This window comes from Lapidilactobacillus salsurivasis (assembly GCF_054785215.1).
Map to the genome: position 1 here is coordinate 14,027 of NZ_BAAABI010000012.1, position 22,504 is coordinate 36,530.

General features: G+C 51.9%; 19 protein-coding genes and 1 pseudogene. 7 read left to right on the forward strand and 13 right to left on the reverse strand.

What is annotated here, in order from left to right; translation table 11 throughout:
* Positions 1–188: 188 nt before the first annotated feature.
* On the reverse strand, positions 189–2,885 hold the full coding sequence (locus ACYVSB_RS11375) for an ABC transporter permease (protein WP_461219471.1): 2,697 nt from the start codon (positions 2,883–2,885) through the stop codon (positions 189–191).
* A 5-nt stretch (positions 2,886–2,890) separates the two neighbouring features.
* Positions 2,891–3,595: an ABC transporter ATP-binding protein gene (locus tag ACYVSB_RS11380; RefSeq protein ID WP_461219472.1), complete on the reverse strand. Its 705-nt coding sequence runs from the start codon at positions 3,593–3,595 to the stop codon at positions 2,891–2,893.
* A gap of 776 nt (positions 3,596–4,371) precedes the next feature.
* Here ACYVSB_RS11380 and ACYVSB_RS11385 point away from each other — a divergent pair.
* On the forward strand, positions 4,372–4,560 hold the full coding sequence (locus ACYVSB_RS11385) for a hypothetical protein (RefSeq protein WP_461219473.1): 189 nt from the start codon (positions 4,372–4,374) through the stop codon (positions 4,558–4,560).
* 554 nt (positions 4,561–5,114) lie between these two features.
* On the opposite strand, the gene ACYVSB_RS11390 is transcribed toward ACYVSB_RS11385, so the two are convergent.
* Positions 5,115–6,668, reverse strand: a complete 1,554-nt coding sequence (locus ACYVSB_RS11390; protein ID WP_461219474.1) for a MucBP domain-containing protein — start codon at positions 6,666–6,668, stop codon at positions 5,115–5,117.
* Positions 6,669–6,898: 230 nt separating this feature from the next.
* Here ACYVSB_RS11390 and ACYVSB_RS11395 point away from each other — a divergent pair, with 230 nt between their 5' ends.
* Positions 6,899–7,381 carry a glutathione peroxidase gene (locus ACYVSB_RS11395; RefSeq protein ID WP_461219475.1) on the forward strand — a complete coding sequence of 161 codons (483 nt, stop codon included), beginning with the start codon at positions 6,899–6,901 and terminating at the stop codon, positions 7,379–7,381.
* Between the two features lie 322 nt (positions 7,382–7,703).
* Here the strand turns inward: ACYVSB_RS11395 and ACYVSB_RS11400 are convergent, their stop codons facing one another.
* The 3 genes from ACYVSB_RS11400 to ACYVSB_RS11410 form a co-directional block, all read right to left on the reverse strand.
* On the reverse strand, positions 7,704–7,850 hold the full coding sequence (locus ACYVSB_RS11400; protein ID WP_461219476.1) for a hypothetical protein: 147 nt from the start codon (positions 7,848–7,850) through the stop codon (positions 7,704–7,706).
* An 86-nt stretch (positions 7,851–7,936) separates the two neighbouring features.
* On the reverse strand, positions 7,937–8,134 hold the full coding sequence (locus tag ACYVSB_RS11405; protein ID WP_125601832.1) for a hypothetical protein: 198 nt from the start codon (positions 8,132–8,134) through the stop codon (positions 7,937–7,939).
* A gap of 1,980 nt (positions 8,135–10,114) precedes the next feature.
* Positions 10,115–10,810 (reverse strand): alpha/beta fold hydrolase, encoded by a 696-nt coding sequence (locus ACYVSB_RS11410; protein ID WP_461219477.1) that lies wholly within the window; start codon positions 10,808–10,810, stop codon positions 10,115–10,117.
* 94 nt (positions 10,811–10,904) lie between these two features.
* On the opposite strand from ACYVSB_RS11410, the gene ACYVSB_RS11415 reads away from it, so the two are divergent.
* Complete coding sequence (locus tag ACYVSB_RS11415; RefSeq protein ID WP_125600400.1) at positions 10,905–11,147, forward strand: hypothetical protein; 243 nt, start codon at positions 10,905–10,907, stop codon at positions 11,145–11,147.
* Between the two features lie 81 nt (positions 11,148–11,228).
* Here the strand turns inward: ACYVSB_RS11415 and ACYVSB_RS11420 are convergent, their stop codons facing one another.
* Positions 11,229–12,194 carry a glycosyltransferase family 2 protein gene (locus tag ACYVSB_RS11420; RefSeq protein WP_461219478.1) on the reverse strand — a complete coding sequence of 322 codons (966 nt, stop codon included), beginning with the start codon at positions 12,192–12,194 and terminating at the stop codon, positions 11,229–11,231.
* Positions 12,195–12,510: 316 nt separating this feature from the next.
* Positions 12,511–12,774, reverse strand: a complete 264-nt coding sequence (locus tag ACYVSB_RS11425; RefSeq protein ID WP_125600394.1) for a hypothetical protein — start codon at positions 12,772–12,774, stop codon at positions 12,511–12,513.
* Between the two features lie 132 nt (positions 12,775–12,906).
* Between ACYVSB_RS11425 and ACYVSB_RS11430 the strand changes: the two genes are divergently transcribed.
* The 3 genes from ACYVSB_RS11430 (at position 12,907) to ACYVSB_RS11440 (ending at position 15,188) form a co-directional block, all read left to right on the forward strand.
* Positions 12,907–13,143, forward strand: coding sequence for a hypothetical protein (locus ACYVSB_RS11430; protein ID WP_461219479.1), 237 nt, complete (start codon positions 12,907–12,909; stop codon positions 13,141–13,143).
* Between the two features lie 43 nt (positions 13,144–13,186).
* On the forward strand, positions 13,187–13,987 hold the full coding sequence (locus ACYVSB_RS11435; protein ID WP_461219480.1) for a tyrosine-protein phosphatase: 801 nt from the start codon (positions 13,187–13,189) through the stop codon (positions 13,985–13,987).
* A 211-nt stretch (positions 13,988–14,198) separates the two neighbouring features.
* Positions 14,199–15,188, forward strand: a complete 990-nt coding sequence (locus ACYVSB_RS11440; protein WP_461219481.1) for an alpha/beta hydrolase — start codon at positions 14,199–14,201, stop codon at positions 15,186–15,188.
* A 180-nt stretch (positions 15,189–15,368) separates the two neighbouring features.
* Here the strand turns inward: ACYVSB_RS11440 and ACYVSB_RS11445 are convergent, their stop codons facing one another.
* The 5 genes and pseudogenes from ACYVSB_RS11445 to ACYVSB_RS11465 form a co-directional block, all read right to left on the reverse strand.
* A complete protein-coding gene (locus ACYVSB_RS11445; RefSeq protein ID WP_461219482.1) occupies positions 15,369–17,075 on the reverse strand; it encodes a hypothetical protein in 1,707 nt (568 codons plus the stop codon).
* Between the two features lie 225 nt (positions 17,076–17,300).
* Positions 17,301–19,412, reverse strand: a complete 2,112-nt coding sequence (locus ACYVSB_RS11450) for a hypothetical protein (RefSeq protein WP_461219483.1) — start codon at positions 19,410–19,412, stop codon at positions 17,301–17,303.
* Between the two features lie 251 nt (positions 19,413–19,663).
* On the reverse strand, positions 19,664–19,960 hold the full coding sequence (locus ACYVSB_RS11455) for an LPXTG cell wall anchor domain-containing protein (protein WP_461219523.1): 297 nt from the start codon (positions 19,958–19,960) through the stop codon (positions 19,664–19,666).
* Positions 19,961–20,095 (reverse strand): annotated as a pseudogene (locus ACYVSB_RS11460) (bacterial Ig-like domain-containing protein); the annotation flags it as partial.
* Positions 20,096–20,126: 31 nt separating this feature from the next.
* On the reverse strand, positions 20,127–20,750 hold the full coding sequence (locus tag ACYVSB_RS11465; protein ID WP_461219484.1) for a YczE/YyaS/YitT family protein: 624 nt from the start codon (positions 20,748–20,750) through the stop codon (positions 20,127–20,129).
* Between the two features lie 371 nt (positions 20,751–21,121).
* Between ACYVSB_RS11465 and ACYVSB_RS11470 the strand changes: the two genes are divergently transcribed.
* Entirely contained in the window at positions 21,122–22,111 is a 990-nt protein-coding gene (locus ACYVSB_RS11470) for a DUF1002 domain-containing protein (RefSeq protein WP_461219485.1), read from the forward strand.
* The last annotated feature ends 393 nt before the right edge of the window (positions 22,112–22,504 follow it).

The window sequence follows — 22,504 nt, forward strand, 5'->3', positions numbered from 1 at the left end:
TTCTTTTTTGGTTTTTTTATCCATTGGTGCTGGGAATTCGCGGCATTTCATGTGATTTATACGACTAATGTTGGTGAAAGTGTGGACGGGCGTAGATGAAAGTTTGATAATGACAAGGTTTGACCGTTTCGATGCTGGAAGTGCTTTATACAGATTCCTATTCAGAAGAAGTTGACTAGTATGCCCAGTTAATCATTGGCTTTCAGCGCGGCGATCATATCAATCGCCTTTAAATGGCGGTGGGTCACAAACATGACGATGATCGTAAAGAGAATGGTCATGGTGATCGCCACGGCGTAACCGAGGAAACTGATTGTTAAGGGGAAGACCACTTGGCTGGTGGCGGCTTGGTGCAAGATGAAGAGCGTCAGGAGATTACCGAAGCCTAAGCCCAAGATGATGCCCAGGATCGTCAAGATCAGGTTCTCGCGGACGATGTACATGGTGACTTCCCGGTCGTAGAAGCCCAGGACTTTGATCGTGGACAATTCGCGGATCCGTTCGGAGACGTTGATGTTGGTTAGGTTGTATAAGACGATGAAGGTCAAGAGTCCGGACAGGAGGATGAAGATCACCACGATCAGTTGTAACATTTGCGTTTGGCGGTCAGCGGCGGCTTGTTGGGTGGACAGGTAGCTGACGTTGACGACTTGCTTGGTGGCCAGCAGTTGTTGGGCCAAGTCTTGTTCTTGGGCGCTGGTGGCCGACTTGGTCCGGACCAGCCAGGTGTTGATCTGGTCCCGGTCGGCGGCGACTTGGTGCAAGTAGCCGCGGCTGAAGTAAATGAAATGGCCAGCGTAATTGGTGGTCACGCCGCGCAATTTCGCTTGGAAGCGGACGCCATCGCTGGCTTGGACGGTGAACTGATCGCCTACCGTCAGTTCCAGGAGTTGGGCGGTTTTGGCGCTGAGGATGACGCCATTCTTGTCGGGTAAGGGGCCGGTCAATGCCATGTAACGCTGGAACTTGGCTGGTTGGGCGGCGGCGTATAAGGTGACGGCGTCGACTTGCTGACCAGCGGCGCGCAAATTGACTTGTTCAGCGTGGACCGGGAGCTTGCTTTGGTAGCGGCTGTCGGCGGCCAGGACTTGGGCGGCTTTGGGCGCGCTGGTTTTGGTAGTGGTGACGACGGCTTGGTAGTGGATGATCTCGCTGAATTGGCGCTCACTGGAGGCGGCAATGGAATCGCGAATACCGAAGCCGGCCAGGATCAGTCCGGTGCCGCCGGCGATGCCTAAGATGCCCATCCACATCCGGGATTTGAAGCGGAAGAGGTTGCGGTAGCTGACTTTGCGGTTGAAGCTGAGGTGTCGCCAGAGAGGTTTGATTTTCTCCAGGAGGATCTCTTTACCGGCTTTCGGCGCTCGTGGTAACAACAGCGCGGCTGGGCGTTCCCGCAATTCGCGGCTAATGGCGATCCCGACGGCGCCTAACGTGGCGAAGGCTGCCAACAAGGAGGCGATGGCAATCGTGCTGGGGATGTACAGAACACCGTGGTCGGGTAAGCTGAATTGATTCTGCATCATTTTGAAGATGATTCGCGGCAGGGTCTCGGTGCCAATGATCACCCCAGCCACGCTCCCGCACAAAGCGGCCAACAGCGCGTAGGTCAAGTAGCCGCGGCCGATTTCCCGGCGGGTGTAGCCCAGCGCCTTCATGGTGCCGATCTGCAGGCGGTCTTCTTCGATCATCCGGGTCATGGTGGTGAAGGTGACCAGGATGGCGATCAGGAAGAAGATCAGGGGGAAGACGTTGGCGATGGCTTGGATGCGCTCGGCTAATTCGCCGTAACTGCTGTAACCAGGGAGAGCTTGGCGGTCATTGAAATAATACTGGGTGTTGATCTGCGCCTTGGCTTGCTGGCGGGCTTGCTGGAGCTTGGTGGCCGCCGCGGTCAATTGTTGGGCTTGGGCGGTCAATTGAGTCTGTTGGGTCTTAAGCGCCGCTTGTTGAGCGGCCAAAGTGGCTTGTTGGCTGGCGCTAAGTTGGTCACTGGCGGCCAGTTGTTGGTCCAGTTGTTGCTGCTGGGCGGTCAGTTGGGCTTGAGCGCTGGTGACTTGTTGCTGGCTGGCGGTCAGTTGGTCCTGCTGTTTAGCTAGTTTCGCCTTGATCAGGGCGAATAAGGCCGCGTTGCGCTGGGCCGCCCGCCCTTTGAAGATCTTTTTGAGCCGTTTGGTGGCTTGGGTGCTTTTGTCCTGATAGGTGTCTTGGAAGGGATTCAGCTTGGTCAAGGACGCCACTTGCAAGTAGAGGACGCTGTAAACCTGGTTGCTGAAATTCTGCGCGGTGACGCAAGCGAAATAGTCCACGGTGCCGGCGCCAATGGTGGTGGTGCCTCGGGCGGTGCGGTCAATGAACAGCGGTGACCGGGCGAATCCGACGATGCGAAACTGCTGGCGGGCCAAGCCGCTGGTCTGCTGAAACTTGTAAGTCTGGCCCAGTCGATAACCTGCTCGCTGGGCCTGCTCGTCCAGAATGATCTCGTTGGCTTTAGTGGGCCGGCGACCGGCCAAGACCTGGAGCTGATTCAAGTCCTGGGGCAGGCTCATTAAATGGACCGTGCGATGATTACTGGCGGTCAGCGCGTCGACGGACTTGCCCGCCTCGACTTTGGCGCCGGTGAGTTTCTCCGCCAATTTAACGTCGGTTTCGGTCAGACCGGTGGTGGAAATGATTTGCAGATCGCTGGCCTGTTTATTGGTGAAATACGTTTGGGCGTTGTTGTAGAGCACGGGGCCGCTGGATTTGATGCCCACATACAGGAGCACCCCTAACATCATGATCAGAATGATCGCGACGAAGCGGCCCCAGTTGGTTTGGATGCGGCGCTTCAGCAATTGGCGCTGCAAACGGCGCTGGCTGGTCGGCATGGTTTTCTTCCCCATTTGGCTCACCATTCGATCGCCGTGATCGGCGTGGGCGTGGGATTGGTGGTGATTTCCCGGACTTTGGCGTCGTTGATTTTGATCACCCGGTCAGCCATGGGCGCCAGCGCCGCGTTATGGGTGATGATCACCACGGTTTGCCCTTGTTGATGGCTGACGTCTTGCAACAACTGCAACACCTGTTTCCCGGTTTGATAATCCAACGCCCCTGTCGGCTCATCGGCCAAGAGTAACTTGGGATTCTTCGCTAACGCCCGGGCGATTGCCACCCGCTGTTGCTCTCCACCAGAAAGTTGCGCCGGGAAATTGTCCAAGCGCTGGCCCAAGCCGACATTTTCCAACACCGTGCTGGGATCCAAGGCGTCCGGCGCCACCGCGGTCGCCAACTCCACATTCTCCAACGCCGTCAGATTCGGAATCAAGTTATAAAATTGGAACACAAAGCCCACGTCGGTGCGGCGATAGCTGGTCAATTGGCGGTCGTTGTAGCTGGCAATGTCAGCGCCATCGATCAGCACTTGGCCGGATGTCGGTTTGTCCATGCCGCCGAGAATGTTCAAGACGGTGGATTTGCCTGCGCCACTGGGGCCGAGGATCACCGCCAGCTCGCCCTTTTTGATGGTGAAGTTCAATTTGTCGTTGGCGGTGATGGTGGTGCTGCCCATTTGGTACTGCTTGGTTTCGTCGACCACTTGAATGTAATCTGTCATCTTAACTACCTCGTCTCTGGATTTGCGGATCGCGGTCCACACAACTCAATTATAGTCTAACTGCGGCGGAATTGTGAACGCTTGCTTTCCGAAAAGTATTTGATGACGGTTGTGACGCGCAGCCGGAGCTGCGCTGGGGCAGCACTGCGTTGTTAAAAGTAGGTTGGCCGCAGCTTGCGCTGCGCGTGGCGTTGGTGGTTGGCAGGTGTGGTGGGGCTCCAGGTCGGGCTGGGGGTGGTGGAACGCGGCGGGCACGATTTTTAGCTTTTCGGAAACCCACCGAAAATCTCAAAACTCGGCCTTATTGTAGGCGATAAATCGCCAACAATAATATCGCGGCTGACTCACCCCCAGCCCGACCTTCCGCCAACTAGTAAACGGCCCACCAACGCCACGCTCCGCTCCAGCCGCTCAACGTTTTAACAGACGTTTGAGCACTCACGCCGACGAATAAGCTGTCGTCAATCGGTGGGGAGCCACGTAATTTACGGCCGTGGTTAGTGGGTACTAGTTTTAAATTGGTGACTCCGGGACAGTTTGCTTGATGAACTGAGGCAAGTTCTTGGGTGGGAATCGGCGGAATCGATCGGCTTCCACTCAGGAATTGTCTAGGGAGCAGCCAAGGATGTCCGGTTAACGTAAACTATCCACCCCAAATTGAGCAATTTTATCGTCTGGCGCCAAACTCGGATTTTGACTGGCGCATGCATAGCTGTACTAGACAAGATTCATCCGGCGATAAGGCGCGACAGATCAAGGTTCCCGAGCATTCTCGGATGGGAATTGTTGCGAAAACCTTCTATTTTAAAATATTCAATGGACACTATTTCGGTGATCACAGTGGCGCCGGCAAGTCTCTGCGGTTGTCCTATCGCCGCGTCAAACTGTTGGCCTTCAAGGGTTTCCCGTTCGTCGGCGTTCAGGTTGGTCAGCGTAATTGGATCAATGATCTGGGGTGTGGTTGATGCGCCCAGGTAAATATCGCTGACACATCCAACTGGGTTTTAATTTTCCCAATAACCGCTTCCATTTGCGAAACGAGTTTGGACCCTTGCTTAGGCTTCAGCGAAACGATTTCCCGCGCCAGCCATTGGGTGACCACATAAGCATCGAGCTTGGTCAAATTAGCGCCTCTCAGCCCCTTGATGACCTTGAACCTGATTTCTCGGTACCCCGCGATAAAGCCAATGCTAACACCCGCTTCTGTGTATCTGTCAGCGTAACAGCCGCTTTGACCTTGCCATCAAAAACAATCCCAGATATTTTGCCATCAGAGGAACGATTCAATTATGGGATGCCACTAGCAGAATAACGATTCGATGCTTGGATTTCGCTATCAGGAGAGTGATTTGACGCTTGGATCTTGCCATCAGGACGGTCATTATTGGGCGAGATTGGCCTGTGGTGAAATCCGATCAGTCGCGGTAAAAGTCCAAACTAAAAAACACCCAAAAAATTTGAGTGTTTTCCGTCGGGATTGCGTATTTAGTTAAGTAGGATTTTTGCATTCGCTTGTAAACTAATCGCGCCGTTTGCGGGCAACAATGACCGCCACTGCCACGACGCCAGCCAAAGCCACGCCCGCCGCGCTCAACCAAGTTGCCAAGACATGATGACGCTCGCCAGTTTGCGGCAAAGTCGTTTTGGTGGTTACTCCGGTCGCCGGGAGAACTGGCTTAACCGCCGTTGTTGGGTCAGTTACTGGGTCGGTTGTCGGCTTCTCCTGATCGCCGCCAGTTTCGCCACCCGTGATCGGCAACGTCGGCCGCTCTGGATCCGTCGGCGTGGTCGGATTGGTGGTGTCTGGATCGGTTGGATCTGGATCAGTTGGGTCGGTTGGATCGGGATCGGTTGGATTTGTTGGATCGGTTGGATCGGTGGTTCCGGGATCAGTCGGGTCTGGATCCGGGATAACTACTGATGCGTTCTTCTTATATGTGAACGTGATCTCGCTGTCGGTGCCGTAAGTGACGGTTTCCTTGTCTTTGCCATTGACGGTGTAACCGTTAATTTCCGGTGCTTCAATATCGGTCATTGTACCAATAACGCCTGATTGAGTTTCAGTGCCAATTTCTTTCCCATTCTCATCCACACTTTTGACGGTGATACTGGCTTGTTTCAGTGTGTACTTCAAGGTCACCGATGTTTTCCCTGCTTCCAAAGGCAAGACCAAGGTCCCACCAGTTCCAAGGGTGTAGTCCTTGGACAGTTCATAATTGCCGATTTCCGCTAAGTTAGTCGCAGGAATCGTGACCGAGGTTGCGCCGGGATCGACTTCAACTGTTGTCGGTGTACCGATTGGTGAGCCATCTGGATCTTGATAGTTGATGGTGATGGTGGTTGTTTCCTTAGCATTCTGGAAATCGCCAAGCTTGTCCAATAATGCGTTGATGACAGCTACATAATGGAAATAGCCTTTCGATTCCGGCTTCGCAATTAAATCAGCACCATCAGCTAATGCTTGCTTCAGTGCAACACCCTCTGCTGTAGATTGTGCTGTCGGTTTCGAGTCATAATATGTTTGTACGTTAGGCTCGACAAATTCTAATATCTTGATCCAACCCGGTAGTGCATTGTCTACAGTAGATGCTAAATGGTTTGGATCAATTATCTCCTCAATCCCTCTAACAAGATTATCGGCAGCGGAATATGTGTGAGCCATCCCCCCTTCTATCATCTGACGATAGCTATCTGCATTTGTTCTCATATTGTCAACAATTTTGGGATGTGATTTGCCTGAAGAATCCGTAACCATATTTGTGATGTAGAGATAGATATATTCAGCATCAGCATAGAACACAGGACCTTTTTGATGTGCTTGATTGGGGAAATAACGATAGACTTTCGATACTAATTCATTGGCTTGGTCTGCAACTTTTTGACCGTCAACTAGTGCCTTATCAATTCGATCTACCAATCCCTGCTTCTCATCATCAGTTAAATCGGCCGCCTGCGCTGTCTCTATCTGCGAGCCTGCACCGAGTTCTGGAACCACGACCGCGGCCCCCGCCGCTAAACCCATTGCCAGCAAAATCGTGCCGGCTTGCGTAAATTTGTTTGTTGCTTTTTTCATAGTCGAAACCCCCAAGATTATTTCCAATAATTTCGTTGCTGTGGAACTGGTTTAAGTATATTTTCCTTGTCGTTGCTTATGTTGTTGAACGCCTAAAGCCTACCACGTTTGCGATCGCCGCGGCGATTTCACCACCATTCTTTCACGAAAAAACGTTGCGGGCCGCTGGTGCAAATCGCTAACCGAAAGTCAGCGAAACCGCTATACTGAACGAAAGGAGGTTTTAGCTAATGTCAATTTATGATTTCGATGTGACGCTTGAAGATGGGACGACCTATTCGCTGGATCGCTACCGCGGCCAGGTGTTGGTGATCGTCAATACGGCGACCAAGTGTGGCTATACGCCGCAGTTTGGTCCTTTAGAAGAGTTGTACAAGAAGTATCATGATCAAGGTTTGACGGTGTTGGGTTTTCCTTCCAATCAGTTCAAGCAGGAGCTGAAGTCCAGTGCGGACGCGGCCCAGGCTTGCCGAACGACTTACGGGGTAACGTTCCCGATGCATCAGATCGCACCTGTCAATGGCAAGGAGGCGCAACCGCTGTTCCACTACTTGACCAAGGAAAGTGGCGCTGATTTCGAAGGTCGGATCCGTTGGAACTTTACCAAGTTTCTGATTGGTCGCGATGGCAATGTGGTCCAACGGTTTGACACCCGGATCAAGCCAGAAGAAATGGTGCCGGCGATCGAAGCGGCCTTAGCAGTCAAGGCTTGATTTTGTAAAGTGATCGCGCACAGCCGCGCATGTTCGGCGAAGGTAGCCCTAGTTTGGGGCTATTTTTTTCTGCCCGCAACTTGTTCTGCTGGAAAAGACTGAGATTGAAAGTAGATTGCCCGCAGCTTGCGCTGCGCGTGGCGTTGGTGGATTGCAGATGTGGTGGGGCTCCAGGTCGGGCTGGGGGTGGTGGAAGGCGGCGGGCACGATTTTGAGCTTTTCGGAAGTGCACCGAAAATCTCAAAACTCGGCCTTATTGTAGGCGATAAATCGCCAACAATAATATCGCGGCTGACTCACCCCCAGCCCGACCTTCCGCCAACTAGTAAACGGACCACCAACGCCACGCTCCGCTCCAGCCGCTCAACGTTTTAACAGCCGTTTGAGCGCTCACGCCGCCTGACAAACTATGGCCAATAGATACAGGTTCACGCAATTGACGACCATGACCAATGGTGACACTGTTCAAATCAGCGGTCCCCAATGCGGTCTATCTAATGAACTAGGGCAAAATCTTGACGAATCAACTGAATCCGTTGGTGTCGCTGTACCACTCTAAAAATGGGCATTTCTTTGACCTCTCGCTTGCAAAAGAACTTCGCTAAATATCCATCTTCGATTGCTGATTGGCTCAATTCTGCCTAGCAACCGGCTGGGACTGCGCGGCTCAGTGGTGAAATTGTCCTTGGCGGCTTTGCCGCTTAGGACAAGGCTCGATTTGAAGACAATTCCCGCTTTTGGAATTGGCTTCAAACGACGCCCACCACGTTCCAGTCCGCAACAGCAGTCCCAGCCGGTTGCGCTCACGCGCAACACCCACCACACCCGCAATCCAGCGAAAAACTATTTTTCACCGTTTTTTTGACGAAAGAGTCGGGAAATAAAAAAAGGCCACATTCAAGTCGCGAAACGCGCTTGTCTGCAGCCAACGCAACTCAGATCACCGGGGGGCGGTACTTAAGTTGCCTCGGGGGACATGACTGGTGGAAACGAAGCGATTCGCTGGGAACCGCAAGAAATCGGGCGTAACAACAAATAAGCGAGTCGACCCGTCAAACTTATCATGACTCTGCGACCCGCTCAGCTAGGGCGAGCTTCTTAAACTAAAAACTTGAAAACAAACGCAAATCATCAACGCGATCTTAAGAATCGCCCGCTCGTTTGCTCCGATTCAACTAACTATTGAAATTTGAAATTCACTGGAAACTGACGCGAAACCCGCCAAAAAGCACCTAACAAAGTCAGATGATCATTGACCACACGAAATAATCGTCGTGCTTTCAGTAGTTAGTTCGATCGGAGCAAACACCGATTTGTCTGATATGGCAACATCCTTTCATCATGCTCTGAATTGAAGTCGCTCCCGGTGGCACCGGCCGACGCTCACAAGTCAGCATCGTACTTCCCCCGCGCTTGTGATCAGAACGCGCCAACCCCCATTGACGTGACGACCGCATCCCCCGAATTGGTCATCTGGTTCTCGATCGGCACGGTGCCACCGAACAGATGATTCGCTGCCTAAGCAACTGAATGTTGAAGCGCTCCGCAAAATGCTTCGTTTGAAAATATTCCTGAGACTGGTGATTCCCCACGAACAACCAGCCTCACCGCTAATGAATTTGATGCCGCTCGCGAAACTGTGAATTGACGCGAATTATGCAACGTTGTTTACTTGACGATTCGTTGGCGCGGACACACTTGTTACTTCCCCCGTAACTTTGAAGTCTGTTCCGCTAACGCAACTAACCATCTCGGCATCGAAAGTCCCGCTCGCTGAAGATTCCCCCGAATTATTCAGACAAGTTGCGACGTTCCCCAAAACGTCAACTCTCGATTCCCCGCAGCCGATGTCCCGCATTTAACGTTTCTCGTCTAATCTCGCGAAATCATTAACGCGTTTGATCTTAACCACAAATTGATTATATCATACTTTATTCATAATTGGTTACAATTTCTTCAATCTTTTGGGGAAAAGTTTGGCGGTCAATAAATTATTCGTTATTCAAATTCTATATTACTAATTTATTCAAATATAACGATTAAATACAATGGAAAAGCCGTATTTCCCGTGCTACCACCGCCCTAATATCGATCGAACCAATTTTCGATCGGATCAAATGGCGATTTTTGTCATCGACAAGAAGTCCATTGAAAAACGTCTCAGTTATGTTGTCTTATCAGTGTTTCAGTCGCCCACCCCATTCCTTCCCTCCACAAAATTAAGTCCTCCAGAACCGTGGAACTAATGTCGGCTTACGATTCGACTCATCATTTGTGACTTATTTGTGACTTTATTATGCGTTATGCGCGATTATATTCGTTATATTCGGTGAAAGCGTAATTACTTTATTGAAATATTTTTTGTAAGCGGAAGTTTCATAAATTGGTCTAGTTGGTGTTGAGGACGTTTTCATAACAATTATCAATAAAAATTCACACTTTTACTGGTTAAAGAGGGTTGATCTTGTCAAGGCGTCCACAAACTTCAGCGCACGAATCGTACAGTTTCATTGGCTTCTTCTGGACATTGCTTGGGGCCTTCTCGCAGTTACAGGTAAATTGCGCAAACACCCGAAAATAGATTTTGTACAATTTTTATTCATTTTTTATATAGAAGCGGTCCGCTAGCGGACATTATCTTTCCACTTGACTGACCACCAAAAAAGCCAGACCGGCACTGATTGGCGGTCTGACTTTGAAGTTGAGATTCAGTTTTTTGGTGGCGGGCACTGGCTAGCCTTGCTTGTGGGGTGGCACCTGGTCCCGCGCGGGTTGGCTGGCGAATTTGCGGATGATCGGCAGTAGTTTGAAGCTGTCGATCACGTAACTGCTGTGGGTTTCTTTGGGCAGGATCATTAGGCTACTGTCGGGGATCTGGTCGGCGATGTAGCGGGTGTGGCTGATTTTGACGGCGTCTTTCTCACCAGCCATGACCAGCGTGGGGATCTGGATCCGTTGCAGGTCGGCCTTGGTGATGTTGGGCTCGGTGTTCAGCAGGCGCACTTCTGGCCGCCGCGACCACAAATGGACGTTCCAGGCGAGAAAGCGGTCTTTGCTGTGGAGGCCGTTGGGGTTCAAGTTGGCGCCGCTGACCATCAGTTTGCCCAGCAGGTCGGGATGCTGGCTCGCCACCAGCAGGCCAATAATGCCGCCATCGCTGAAGCCGTAGAGCAGCGGCTTTTCTAACTTGAGCTGTTTGATGAAGTCGACCACGTCATTGGCCATCTCCTGATAGTGGATTTCTTTGACGGGGGCACTTTTGCCATGGCCGCGGTTGTCCAGCGCGAAGACTTGGAAATAGGCGCTCAAGGTCGGCAACAATTTGTCGAAAATCTGATGGCTTTCGCCGTTACCATGTAACAAAATCAGCGGTTGGCCCTGGCCGCTTTGCACGTAATATAGTGTCGTATGATTGACTCTGATTTCCATTTTTCAACGCCCCTGTTTTTCTATGACGAATAGTTGCTTTTCCTGTTCCTTTGCCTGCTTTATCGCTATAATTTAGGTAAAAGGAGTGATTGTCATGTCTGAAGATGTCTTCTTTAACCCTGGCGACGCGATCGCCAACGCTCACGATTTCGCTGGTGCCATGCAAAGCGCCGAGATTTTCAAGCAAAAGGCGCCGTTGCAATCACCTTTGATCATTGTGGAAGCCGCGGATAGGAAAGACGCGTTCGCGGTCTACTTTGAAAAGGATGCCCACATTGCCAGCAAGCGGGATGTGCCCGTGATTCAATATCACATCCGCCAACGTTTGGAACCGTGATTTGCGCTAGGCTTGGCTGTCAGTTTGACGTAAATTTTCGTTCAGCGTCGCTTTTTCTAGCTTAGTATAACTTTTTCTAGTTTAGTGGAGCGTCATGTCTTCGCGCTGGCTCAAGTCCGCTTGGCGGGTCCAATCGTAACGCGCCAACGCTTTCGCCTGGCGATTCAGCGCGAAGGACCTGGTCGCCCGCCCTAATATCGGCGTCGACTGCTTGATCGGCAATTGACGCAGTTTATTCTTTTGCGGCTGTGATTCAATGGTGATCGCGGCCTTTTTGTGCATGGCGGTTTTCTTTTTAGGCGTGGCGGTTTGGCGATTCTCAGGTCGATTCAACTCGCGGAAAATCCGGAAATTCGCCAAGAAATTGTCAGGCACCTTCTGCAAATCGAAGGCATGGACGATACTGTCGGCCCGTTGCACATAATGATACAGTGGTTTGGTATCGAAGTAGAAGCGCTCGCCTTGATTGCTATACTGAATGTTGAACAGCTGATCTTCCATCAAGCCTAGATCCGTATCAAAAGCCAGTTGATGTTGCCGAATCAAGGCCGTTCGATACGCTTTGTTCCAAGTATAGCCGCGGACACTGCCACCTAATTTCAAAATCCGATTTTGTAACTCTTTTCGGCTCAAAATGCCCGATTCCACTTTACTGGCGGCACTGCGGCCAGGCGGATCAATGAAATAACCGCAGCTGACCAGGTCCGCTTCGAAATATTGGAGATTTTTGACCATGAAGGCGACATAATCCCGTTCGACCCAGTCGTCCCCATCGATAAAAGTCAGAAATTCCCCGCGGGCTAAGGACATGCCCGCATTGCGCGCGGCAGAAATACCGCGGTTTTCTTGATGGAGGACTTCGATGCGGCGGTCATGAGCGTGCCAATAGTCGATGCGGTCGCTGGTACCGTCATCGGAGCCGTCATCAACGAGAATGATCTGTAAGTTGGGATAGGTTTGGTTTATAATCGTGCGCAACGCGCGGTCGAGATACGAACGGACGTTGTATAAGGGCATGATAATGCTGAATAAAGGATTTAGCGACATGGGCAACCAGCCTTTCGTTTCTTGTCTTCAATTATATACGACTAAACTTGAAACACAAGCGGCGCGCAAGCCACCCCCACCAAAAGCGTTGCGGACCAACGGGCCGCTCCGCTACTTAGACTGGTTGAAAGTAGGTTGGTCGCAGCTTGCGCTGCGCTTGGCGTTGGTGGTGAACAGATGTGGTGAAGCTCCAGGTCGGGCTGGGGGTGGTGGAACGCGGCGGGCACGATTTTGAGCTTTTCGGAAACCCACCGAAAATCTCAAAACTCGGCCTTATTGTAGGCGATAAATCGCCAACAATAATATCGCGGCTGACTCACCCCCAGCCCGACCTTCCGCCAGACGAGTAAACAGACCACCAACGCCACGCTCCGCTCAACGTAACCTTATTCATTGAAGCACTCACGCCGACTGGCAAGCTATGGTCGATTGATGAGGAGCCACGCAATCGACGACCGTGGTTAGTGGTCACAAGCTTTAAATTGGTGACACCAGAATAGTCTGTCTGATGAACTAAGGAAGTTCTTGATGAATCAGCTGGATCGGTCGGTTTCCACCTAGTGGATCGTTCAGGAAACAAGTAGAGATGTTCAGCCTACTCAAAGTGTTCCGACTCCTGATCCAAATTCGTTGGCATTGCCGTACCACCCCCAAAAGGGCGATTGTTTGACCTCAATCTTGCAAAAGCGCTTCGTCTGATATACAACTTCGATTGCAGATAGGCTCAATTCTGTTCAGCAACCGGCTGGGACTGCGCGGCTCAGTGGTGAAATTGTCCTTGGCGGCTTTGCCGCTTAGGACAAGGCTCGATTTTGAGACAAGCCGCGGGTTTTGCGGATTGGCTCAAAACGACGCCCACCACGTTCCAGTCCGCAACAGCAGTCCCAGCCGGTTGCGCTCACGCGCAACACCCACCCACACCCGCAATCAAGCACCAAACATTCAATAGCAACCAAAACCATTTTTCAAATTCTAGATTTGGAGGTATTGTAATGACAACTCAAGAACACTCAAAACGCGTGATCGACCTGTTAGGCACAGTCAATTTCCGCGACTTAGGCGGTTACCGCAACACCCACGATCAAGTCGTCCAGTGGCGCCGGATTTTCCGCGCGGCCTCGCTGGGTGGGTTGACCCCCGAGGATCAAACTTTGCTGGCGGATTTGCAGGTGACTAAAGATGTGGATTTGCGCTCACCGGCAGAGCAATCTGGTTATCCTGATCAAAATTGGCCTGGCGTTCAGTTGGTTCGCGATCCGGTCTACCCCACTTCTGGTTTTGGTCGGCTAATGAATCATGGTCCTTTCGCGCGCCTGCGCTTCAATCGGCATCGCCGACCACAACTGCAGGATCCAGTGGCGCAAATTTACCAAAATGTGGTTTTGAACGAACATAGTCAACAAGCTTTCGCCACGGTTTTCCGGCAATTATTGAGTTTGCCGGAAGATCAGGCGCTGGTTTTCCACTGCGCGGCGGGCAAGGATCGGACGGGGATGACCGCGGCCCTGATTTTACTGGCGCTGGAGGTGCCGGAAGCGGTGATTGTCCAAGATTACTTGTTGACCAACGATTTGTACAACTTTCCTGATGGCGCGGCGGTCAGCGATGATGAAGTGGCAACGGCGGTGGCGCAAATGAACACGCAGACCGGCGACGCGCTATTCATTCAAGGCGTGGTGCAAACGATCGCCCAAGGTTACGGCGGCATCGCCAACTACTGGCGGCAAGGGCTGAAATTAGCGCCCAGCGACTTGAGCCAATTGCGGCGGCAATTCTTAGTCCCAGCAAAATAAGGTGGCATTTTTTCGCGAATATTCGTCACGAACTGACAGACTGGCGCTGACAGGCGGCCAAGCTTGATCTGCCGGTTTTTCTAAGACGCTGGGGCTGATTCCGCCGCCGCGTTGAGCAAGCGTGCTTGTCGCAAAAGTGGCGATTTTCAGCTACGATATAAGGGTAAGCAAACGCTGGACGTGTGCGCCAGCAATCCACGAGGTGAAGATGATGAAATGGCAAAAAATCGCCGGTGTCGCGGTTCCCAGCGCTTTCCTTCTGGGTGTAACGGCGACCAGCGCGGCGTTATATCGTTATGGCTTTGGCCGGATGAAGCAAAAGGAAGCGACGCGGCAGTTGGCGGCGTTCAATCGTAAGAAGCACAGTTGGAGCGCGTGGTATGAGCGCCAGCCGCGCGAAGACTGGTGGCTGTACGATGACGATCCGCAAAATCGCCTGCACGCGCTGTATTTGCCGCACCCGCGACCGACGAAGAAAGTGGTGCTGATCGCCCACGGTTATCACGGCAGCGCCTTAACGATGGCCAGCTATGCCCAAATGTTTCAGGAGCTGGGTTACAATGTGCTGATGCCGGATAATCGGGCCCACGGTGAAAGCGCCGGCGAATGGGTCAATTTCGGTTGGCTGGATCGGCTGGATTATCGGGATTGGTGTCTCGATCTGGTGGATCATTTAGGCCCTGATTGCGAAATTGTCCTGTTCGGCGTCAGTATGGGCGGCGCCATCGTGATGATGATGAGTGGCGAGGTCCTGCCACCACAGGTCAAGGCGATTATTGAGGATTGTGGTTACAGCTCATTACGCGGCGAGTTGGCTTACCAAATGAAGGCCCAGTTTCACTTGCCTGAATTTCCCTTCGTGCCCGTGGCCAACCTGTTCAACCACCTGACCTTGGGCTTCGATTTGAAAGAAGTCGATTCCTTGACCGCGCTGAAAAACAACCGCCGGCCGATTTTCTTCATTCATGGCGAGCGCGATGAGTTCGTCCCCACCGCGATGGTGCTGGAAAACTACGCCGCCACCAGCGCGCCCAAGGAATTGTGGGTCGTGCCCAACGCCGATCACGCCCAAGCTTTCGGTGTCGATCCCCACGCCTACAAACACCATGTCGCCAAGTTCTTGCGGCATTATCTGCACGATGACAGCCGCAAAGTCAATCCTGATCAAGCTACACTTAGCAAGGAGTCCGCGCTAAATTAAGCTATTGGCCCAAGCACGGGGCTTCAATCTCGTGTATTAATCCACCCGCTCGAATCGAAAACACTCGACCGATTTTCCCAACGAGGAAAATTGATCGAGTGTTTTTATTATGGCGTCTTTTCAATAACGAGAACAGGTGAAATTAACGGGCGCGTTAATTCCATTCACAAGTATCAATGCTTACGGCCTGCGCGGATGCCAATGTTTGCGTAAAATCAAAATACCCCACAAAACCACGCCGATTAATAAGGCTACACCCCAAAATGGTGACCATTCCTGTTCACCGGCCGCTGGCAGCTTGGCGGTACCCCCCGCATCATGATCAGGTTGGTTCGCATCCGGATTTGGGACTGTTGGTGTTGTGCCGCCCCCATTTTCATCAGAACCCGGATTCTCTGGGTCTTCAGGATCTGGGTCTGGATTCGGTTCCGGGTCTGGATTTGGATTTGGATCCGGGTCTGGATTCGGTTCCGGGTCTGGATTTGGATTTGGATCCGGGTCTGGATTCGGTTCCGGGTCTGGGTCTGGGTCTGGATCCGGATCACTTGGTTTATCGTAAGTTAGTCGCATTTTATTAAGATCTGCGTCGCTCAAGTGAAGCGCCGCCATCGCCGCTTTAAACTCTGCCATGGTCATAGTTGTGGCCTCCGAGAGTTGACCAGATGCGTCTGCGGTTTGTTTTGTGACCTGATCAGCGGCAAAACGGTAAATAATATTGTGCTTAGTCTTGGTAGTGACCATTTCTAGGTTCAATTCTCGCAGGGTGTAGCCATTTTTTTCATAAATGAGCCAAGGTTGCACGTCGATAATCGGATCATCCGTATGCTCGCCTTCATCTTGAACAGGAATTGATATCTTCGTCTGCTCGTTATCCACAAATAGTGGCTGACCCTGACTGTCGCGATACTCAACAATATGCTCATAGAATGACTTGACGGTCACATGAGTAGCATTGGTGACGTCGTACATGCCCAAAAAGTATTGTTTATGCCAACTTGCAAAGGATTCTTGCCACGTGGTTTCCTTGCCTTGGATGGTCTCGGAAACAGAAACATTTTTGTCTTTTCTTAACATTCCTGACTTGAACGATGGAAACTCAAATTTGTAGGTAACCCCGTCCGGGTCATCAGAAGTAATCTCCATGCGCCGCAAGGTTAAATCGCCGCGGGAATAGAGCGCCCAGGAATTAAAATTAAGATAACGGCTCGAATCGATTGCTTCGAGTTGAGCGGGCACCAAATTCGCTTCAGACCCGACAAACACAGGATTCCCGGACATATCTTGATAAGTACTTTCTAGCGTCAATGCTTGCTTGCCCGCCTGTGTCGCGCTGGTGCTTTGCGAATACCAGGCGTTCTGCGCTTGATCACCATAATATACAGCAAATTCCAGCGGTTTAATCACTTTCAAATGGTCAAAGGCGGTGGCGACCTGATCCGCTGACACTAATGGTTCTCCGTAAAAACGATCCACCACGTCCGGTCCAATTGCAATCGGGAGTCCTTTAAAGATGAGCGCGTACAGTTGATGCTTCGCCGCCAACGAGGCCAATTGTTCGTTCACTTGGCCGCCTGATACCGCCGCGCCTGGACTGGCACTGGTAATCACGCTGCTTTCTTCTTCAACCAGTTGATACCCTGTTACTTGGTCATAGGCAAAAACGTTTATCTTAACAGTCACGTTAGGATTGACCGCCGCGGTTGATGTCTCGTCAACAATCCCACTGACCCATTTCAACATTTCCGTAACGGTCCCATTATACGCCGCCTGGGCCAAACTCGCGCGTCGTGTCCCCATCAGCAGCACTGAAAAGAAGACAAGTAAGCCCACCGCCAAACAAGTTAGGACCCTTTGCCACTGGTTTCCGCGCTTATTCTTGATTGCCATGCAAATCCCTCCATTGATTTTCGTTAGTTCCCCATTACGCACTAGCTGAATTTCTTGAAAGCGCTTGTATTGACAAATCAATCATATCGAATCAAGCACGACTTGACAAGTAGCGCCAACATCATCCGCAACAACGTTAATCGCGACAACCAACTTTGAATCCCGTGCAACGCAAGAACGCCTGCAAAGTCGACTATAGAAAAAACAGCGAGCGGACTGCTCTTTTCAACTTTTTTGACCCACCCCAGTTCGCTTCCGCCATGACCGCCTGCGCCAAAACAGCAGACCGGCTAGCAAAAGCGCCCCGTAAACTTGTGGGTCTGAGCCCTGCTCACCTGCAACTGGCAACAACCGCGGACGAGACGGTGCCGGTGCGGTTGGTCTTGGGTGCGGCGGAGTTGGCGCTGCCGGTGCGGTCGGTTTGACCGGCTCGATTGGTTGAGTTGGTCCAACTGGCTTGGCTGGTGTGCTTGGCTTGGCTGATACGATTGGTTGAGTTGGTACAGTTGATTTCGTTGGTTCGGTTGGTCCAACTGGTCTACTCGGTTCAGTCGGTCTAGTCGGTACAGTCGGTGGAGTTGGATCAGTCGGTTCTGTCGGTTCTGTCGGTGGAGTTGGTTCCTTCGGTGGAGTGGGACCAGTCGGCTCGGTTCCGCCATGGTTATGGTCACCAGAGTTGGGCTTTGTCGGCGTGGCTGGCCCCGGTTTTCCAGGCTGTGGTCCTGGTCTGCTGGCTTGGTTTTCGCGATAGACCAAGGTCATGTGGGTCACGCCGGCCGTAATCATCGGTAGTCGTTTGATCACGGTCTGCCATTGGTCGGCCGTTAGCACTTGATCGTTCTTAAGTGCTGTCAGCCTGAGCAGCGCCGTCGTTTCCGCAACCGGCAGCTGATTCGTTGTCGCCGACTTTTGTGGCGCTTGGCTTATCTTCACCTGATTTTCAGGTGCTTGCTTCATCATCGCCTGATCTTCAGGCGCTTGTGGCGGAACCACCTGAGCTTGGCCATCCTGGCTGGCCTGGTCCGGCCGCTTGATGGTGACTGTGCCGTCCGCGCTGAAGTTGCTGGTGATCGTCCGTGGTTGTTGACCGTCCAAAACTGTCCAAATAATTTTCTGCAATGTTTTATTTTGGTAGGTGGTGGGCAACCAATTCCTGCCGTCCAAAGCCAGTGTTGACGGGCTATCTTGATCGGTCACAAAGCACAAACTTCCCTGGGCTGGCCCCCGGTCATCAAACAGCGGCCGGCCTTGTTTATCTTGGTAATCAACCATTTTGGTGTAAACATAATCGAAACTCAACGTCTGCGGACCGGGCGTGTCTGAATAAATTTCACTCTGGCTAAACGCGGCGACAGTATTACCAAAGCCAATATCGACCTCCGGACTGTCAGAATCCGGATCGGTAATGGCGAATTCTGGTGAGAAGTTCTCGGTAATCGTTTCCCCCTCGGCGGTCATTTTAAGCGCGGACAAGCGATAGCCCTGCCAGTGAAGAATAAGTTTCGAAAGCAGGTTAAGGCTCAAGGCGGCGCTAGGATCTTGACGATCACGACCGTTGAGAATCAAAGGGATCACAGGTGGCTCGGCCCCAGCAAACAGCGGTCGCCCCTGATCATCATGAAATTGGCGTTTGAAGATAAACGGGCTTGCCTGTAAAAGCTGCGAGCCGACGGTCAACTGTCGCTCGATATCAGGCAAGTCACTAGGCCCCAAAAGCCACGCCGCCGACGCGGATGTGCCGGTGTACAAATAGACTTGCGTCACGCCGGTCACCACTTTACCGGCAAATAATTGCTTGATCTGGTCCAGACTGAGGAAAAAAGTGCTACGACCGATATTGAGATCCAGTTCTGGTCGCGGTGCAATGGCCAACGCCCGATAGTTTTGATCTTGGCCTAAAAAGCCGATGCCGTATAAATGTTGACGAGAAGCGGCCTGCTCGATCAGGGCCACGATCCGATCGCCGGAAACAGGCTGGCGAGATGGCGTCGACCGCAAAATCGTCTCCTGGCCGGTTTGGTGCTGATAGGCGAACCCGTTTAATTGATAAGTCTTGACGGTCACCTGATCATCAGGCGCCGCGACTAAGCCCGAACCAGGCGCCCGCACCCCGGACAAAAGCGGTACCGTCTGCAATTCGACCGGATTATCGCCATTGCGGGCTACGCTTGCGCCGCTTGTTTGCCCAGCGCTGGACTGCTTTTGTGTCGGATCAAGCACCGCCGCCCGCGCCACGGTTGGCGAAGATCCGCGCTCGCTTCGAGTCAAATCGCCACGGCCAGCCCCCACCAGCAGCAAGCCGCACAATAGACACGCACTAATTTGTTCTTTCTTCATTGCCCCGAATCTCCTTAATCTGCTTGACGCTACCAGACCCAATCCCGTTTCTGCCACCACAATGTGTCCAAGCAGCCGCCATTGATTTTTCCTATATTTCGATTGGCGAATAATTGTTTACATTTTCATTATCCGTGCAGAGGGATCCCTGACAACCAGTTCCAGCGCTGGAAGCTGACGAATAATCGCCAGAAAAAAACACAAACCAGATTGGCTTGTGTTTTGGTGACTAGATTGATTGTGGGCTGAGATTAATGGAAATCAGTTCGGAAATATTTGATTGTCACACCAATGAGTAAGGAGGCGGTGATCAACCCCATCGCTACCATGGCCAGATTTTCCCGAGCACCCGTTTGTGGTAAGATCGCCTTTTCCGGATTTTTGGTGGTCGCACCGCCTGTTTGAGGCAAGGTTGGTTTGACCGGGTCAGTTGGAACACTTGGTTTTGTTGGTTTGGTTGGCTTGGTTGGTTTCGTTGGTTTTGTTGGTTTTGTCGGCTTATCTGGATCCACTGGCTTGCCACCATCATCTGCGACGACGGTAATCACGACAGTGCGGCTGATTTTGCCATTGCGATAAGTCAGCTCGTATTTGCCAACACGGTTAACGTCCACGGTGCCCAACACGTTGATCTGCTCAAAGGTCAAGCGATTGTTGCCACTGTCAGTCGCGCTAACAAAATTATCCTTGGCTTTTCAAACGAATTTTCCCTCATCATTCCCCATCCTTCACGACCACACCACCACGGCGTCGCTTGGCGCTGATGATTTGGCGCCAGAGACCGATGACTTGGCCGACGAGCAGCGCGCTGAGAATGGTGCCGTAGCCGTAGTTGGCGCCCATTAAGATGCCGAGAAGAATGAAGATCACGTCCATGGCGCTGCGGGTCCAGCGCACGGGCCAGTGCAGGCGGGTGCTGCCAAACATCATCAGGCCTTCCAAGGCGCCGTAACCCAGCCGGCCATACATATAGATCGCCGAGCCGGAGCCAAGAAAGCAGATGCCCAGCAGGCTGAGCACCAATGTAGGCCAGTTCTGCGCCGTGATGAAGGCGTTGAAGCCCGCTAACAAATCCACTGTCAGTCCGACACAGGTGGCGTTGATCACACTGCCGACGCCAAGCAGCCGGCGATCAAGGAAGAACAGCACGATCAACATGATCACGTTGAACGCAACGATCAGATTGCCCAAGGACCAGGGAATGAAGGTTTGCACCCCCGCCAGAAAAGTACTGAGGGGATCGATGCCCACTCCAGAATCCACCAACAAAGCGATCCCCAAGCCGATCATAAAAGTCCCCACCACCGTGATCATCAAACGCCGCAACATTTTCATCATCCCACTGACCCTTCCTGAACGTACCAATTAGTAAAGCGGTTACATTGTATTTATTTTAACACATTGTCCCGGCGATTTCGCTAAAAACTGGGTTTGCGGGTAACTATTTTATTTCGCGACCAACTCGTTTAGTTTGATTGCTGACTGGCGCGGCTTTTTGGTGACTGGAGATAATTCTTGCCGATTTTCGCGACCCGAACGAATTTTTAAACGACCGGGCGCAATGTCGGCGCGCGTCACGCTCCCTGGCCTCCGCCGCAGGACTGATTTTGCTTAAGGGATGGTTAAGATGGGCGGGAATGATTGGGCGAGCGGTGGCGGGCTTGGTATAATGGAGCTAGCAATTATTAAATGAAAAACGAGGTTCGATCATGAAATCATTCTTGAAGCAAATCATCGCAACCCTGGGCGTGGCGCTCTTTGTCGGCGCGGCAGTCGGCTTCAGTCATACCAAGTCGGCAATGGCCCAAGCAGCAGACAGCAGCACTTGGACGGAACCAGTCCTGACCTTGGGCACCTCACTGACCGCGGCGCAAAAGCAAGGCACGATTGACACCTTGACTGCCAAAATCAGCGGCAACTATCAAACGATCACCGTTAACGGCGCGACTTTGGTCAAGTATCTCAATCCTTCTGGTTCAACTTTTACCACCAGTTCGGGCGTTTGGTCCAGCGCGCTGATCGAGAAAACAGCGTCCGGCTCAGGAATCAATGTGCAGATCCTCAATTATAACGGCAGCAATAATATCACCACGATCACCGCCGACCAATACAAAAACGCGGCCTTGACCGCCGGCGTGACCGACGCGAATATTTATGTCACTTCCGCCACGCCGATCGACGGCTCCGGCGCGCTGGCTGGCGTTTACGCCGCCTATGCCTCCACAGGCAACACGCTTAATCAGAGTCAAGTGACCGCCGCGCAGGAAGAAATGTCCACTTTAAGTGACATCAATAGCGCCAATAAAGATAAAGACGGCTACTCCGACGCCCAACTGAACAACGCCATCGCTGGCGCCAAGAAAGAGATGGCCGAGAAAGGCAGCGATATTTCCACCGGCGACATCACCACCATCGTCAATAATCAGCTGACCAACAATGGCATCATCAACATCATCACCGACAATCAAAAGACCCAGATCATCAATATGTTGGTCAAGATCCGCGATTCCGGCGCCCTGGATTCCGCTGGTTTCAAGGAACAAGCCAGCAAACTGATCAGCAACATCCAAACCAACGCCAAGTCGATTTTCAGCAAGCTCGACACCGAAGAGAACCGCAATTTTCTCCAGAAAATCGGTGACCAACTCGGCAAATTCTTCCAAAGTCTCTGGCAAACCATCAGCGGCTGGTTTAAGTAATTCCCGGCCACAGCGCTGAAGCGGCGGTCGATTCGCTTCAATGATTTAACGACACCTGACAACAAGAATAGGCTTCAAAAAAACCGATCATCATCTGGCACAGCCGCGCAGATGATGATCGGTTTTATGTTGAGAAAGGAAATATTTTGCATCAGCGTTGCTCGTTAGTGGCCCCACTCTTTATCGGGTCTGATGTCCGTTAAGGACGTCATCGTCTTGTTGTTCATGGCCGGAACTTTTTTCGTTTAGGCTGTCCAACTCGCGATTGATCTGATTAAATTAGGTCAAAAAAAATAACCGTTCAACTTCTGACCGAGTTACGGTTATTTTTGTAACAAATCAATCAGTCACCGTGTTCTCACGGTCTTGGGGAGCAGTCGTTGGCGCGACTGC

What these genes read in the sequence shown, in the direction of transcription:
- ACYVSB_RS11375 (WP_461219471.1), bottom strand. Translation starts at nt 2,885, where the DNA reads ATGGGGAAGAAAACCATGCCGACCAGCCAGCGCCGTTTGCAGCGCCAA.
- ACYVSB_RS11380 (WP_461219472.1), bottom strand. Translation starts at nt 3,595, where the DNA reads ATGACAGATTACATTCAAGTGGTCGACGAAACCAAGCAGTACCAAATG.
- ACYVSB_RS11385 (WP_461219473.1), top strand. Translation starts at nt 4,372, where the DNA reads ATGGGAATTGTTGCGAAAACCTTCTATTTTAAAATATTCAATGGACAC.
- ACYVSB_RS11390 (WP_461219474.1), bottom strand. Translation starts at nt 6,668, where the DNA reads ATGAAAAAAGCAACAAACAAATTTACGCAAGCCGGCACGATTTTGCTG.
- ACYVSB_RS11395 (WP_461219475.1), top strand. Translation starts at nt 6,899, where the DNA reads ATGTCAATTTATGATTTCGATGTGACGCTTGAAGATGGGACGACCTAT.
- ACYVSB_RS11410 (WP_461219477.1), bottom strand. Translation starts at nt 10,810, where the DNA reads ATGGAAATCAGAGTCAATCATACGACACTATATTACGTGCAAAGCGGC.
- ACYVSB_RS11415 (WP_125600400.1), top strand. Translation starts at nt 10,905, where the DNA reads ATGTCTGAAGATGTCTTCTTTAACCCTGGCGACGCGATCGCCAACGCT.
- ACYVSB_RS11420 (WP_461219478.1), bottom strand. Translation starts at nt 12,194, where the DNA reads ATGTCGCTAAATCCTTTATTCAGCATTATCATGCCCTTATACAACGTC.
- ACYVSB_RS11435 (WP_461219480.1), top strand. Translation starts at nt 13,187, where the DNA reads ATGACAACTCAAGAACACTCAAAACGCGTGATCGACCTGTTAGGCACA.
- ACYVSB_RS11440 (WP_461219481.1), top strand. Translation starts at nt 14,199, where the DNA reads ATGAAATGGCAAAAAATCGCCGGTGTCGCGGTTCCCAGCGCTTTCCTT.
- ACYVSB_RS11445 (WP_461219482.1), bottom strand. Translation starts at nt 17,075, where the DNA reads ATGGCAATCAAGAATAAGCGCGGAAACCAGTGGCAAAGGGTCCTAACT.
- ACYVSB_RS11450 (WP_461219483.1), bottom strand. Translation starts at nt 19,412, where the DNA reads ATGAAGAAAGAACAAATTAGTGCGTGTCTATTGTGCGGCTTGCTGCTG.
- ACYVSB_RS11465 (WP_461219484.1), bottom strand. Translation starts at nt 20,750, where the DNA reads ATGATGAAAATGTTGCGGCGTTTGATGATCACGGTGGTGGGGACTTTT.
- ACYVSB_RS11470 (WP_461219485.1), top strand. Translation starts at nt 21,122, where the DNA reads ATGAAATCATTCTTGAAGCAAATCATCGCAACCCTGGGCGTGGCGCTC.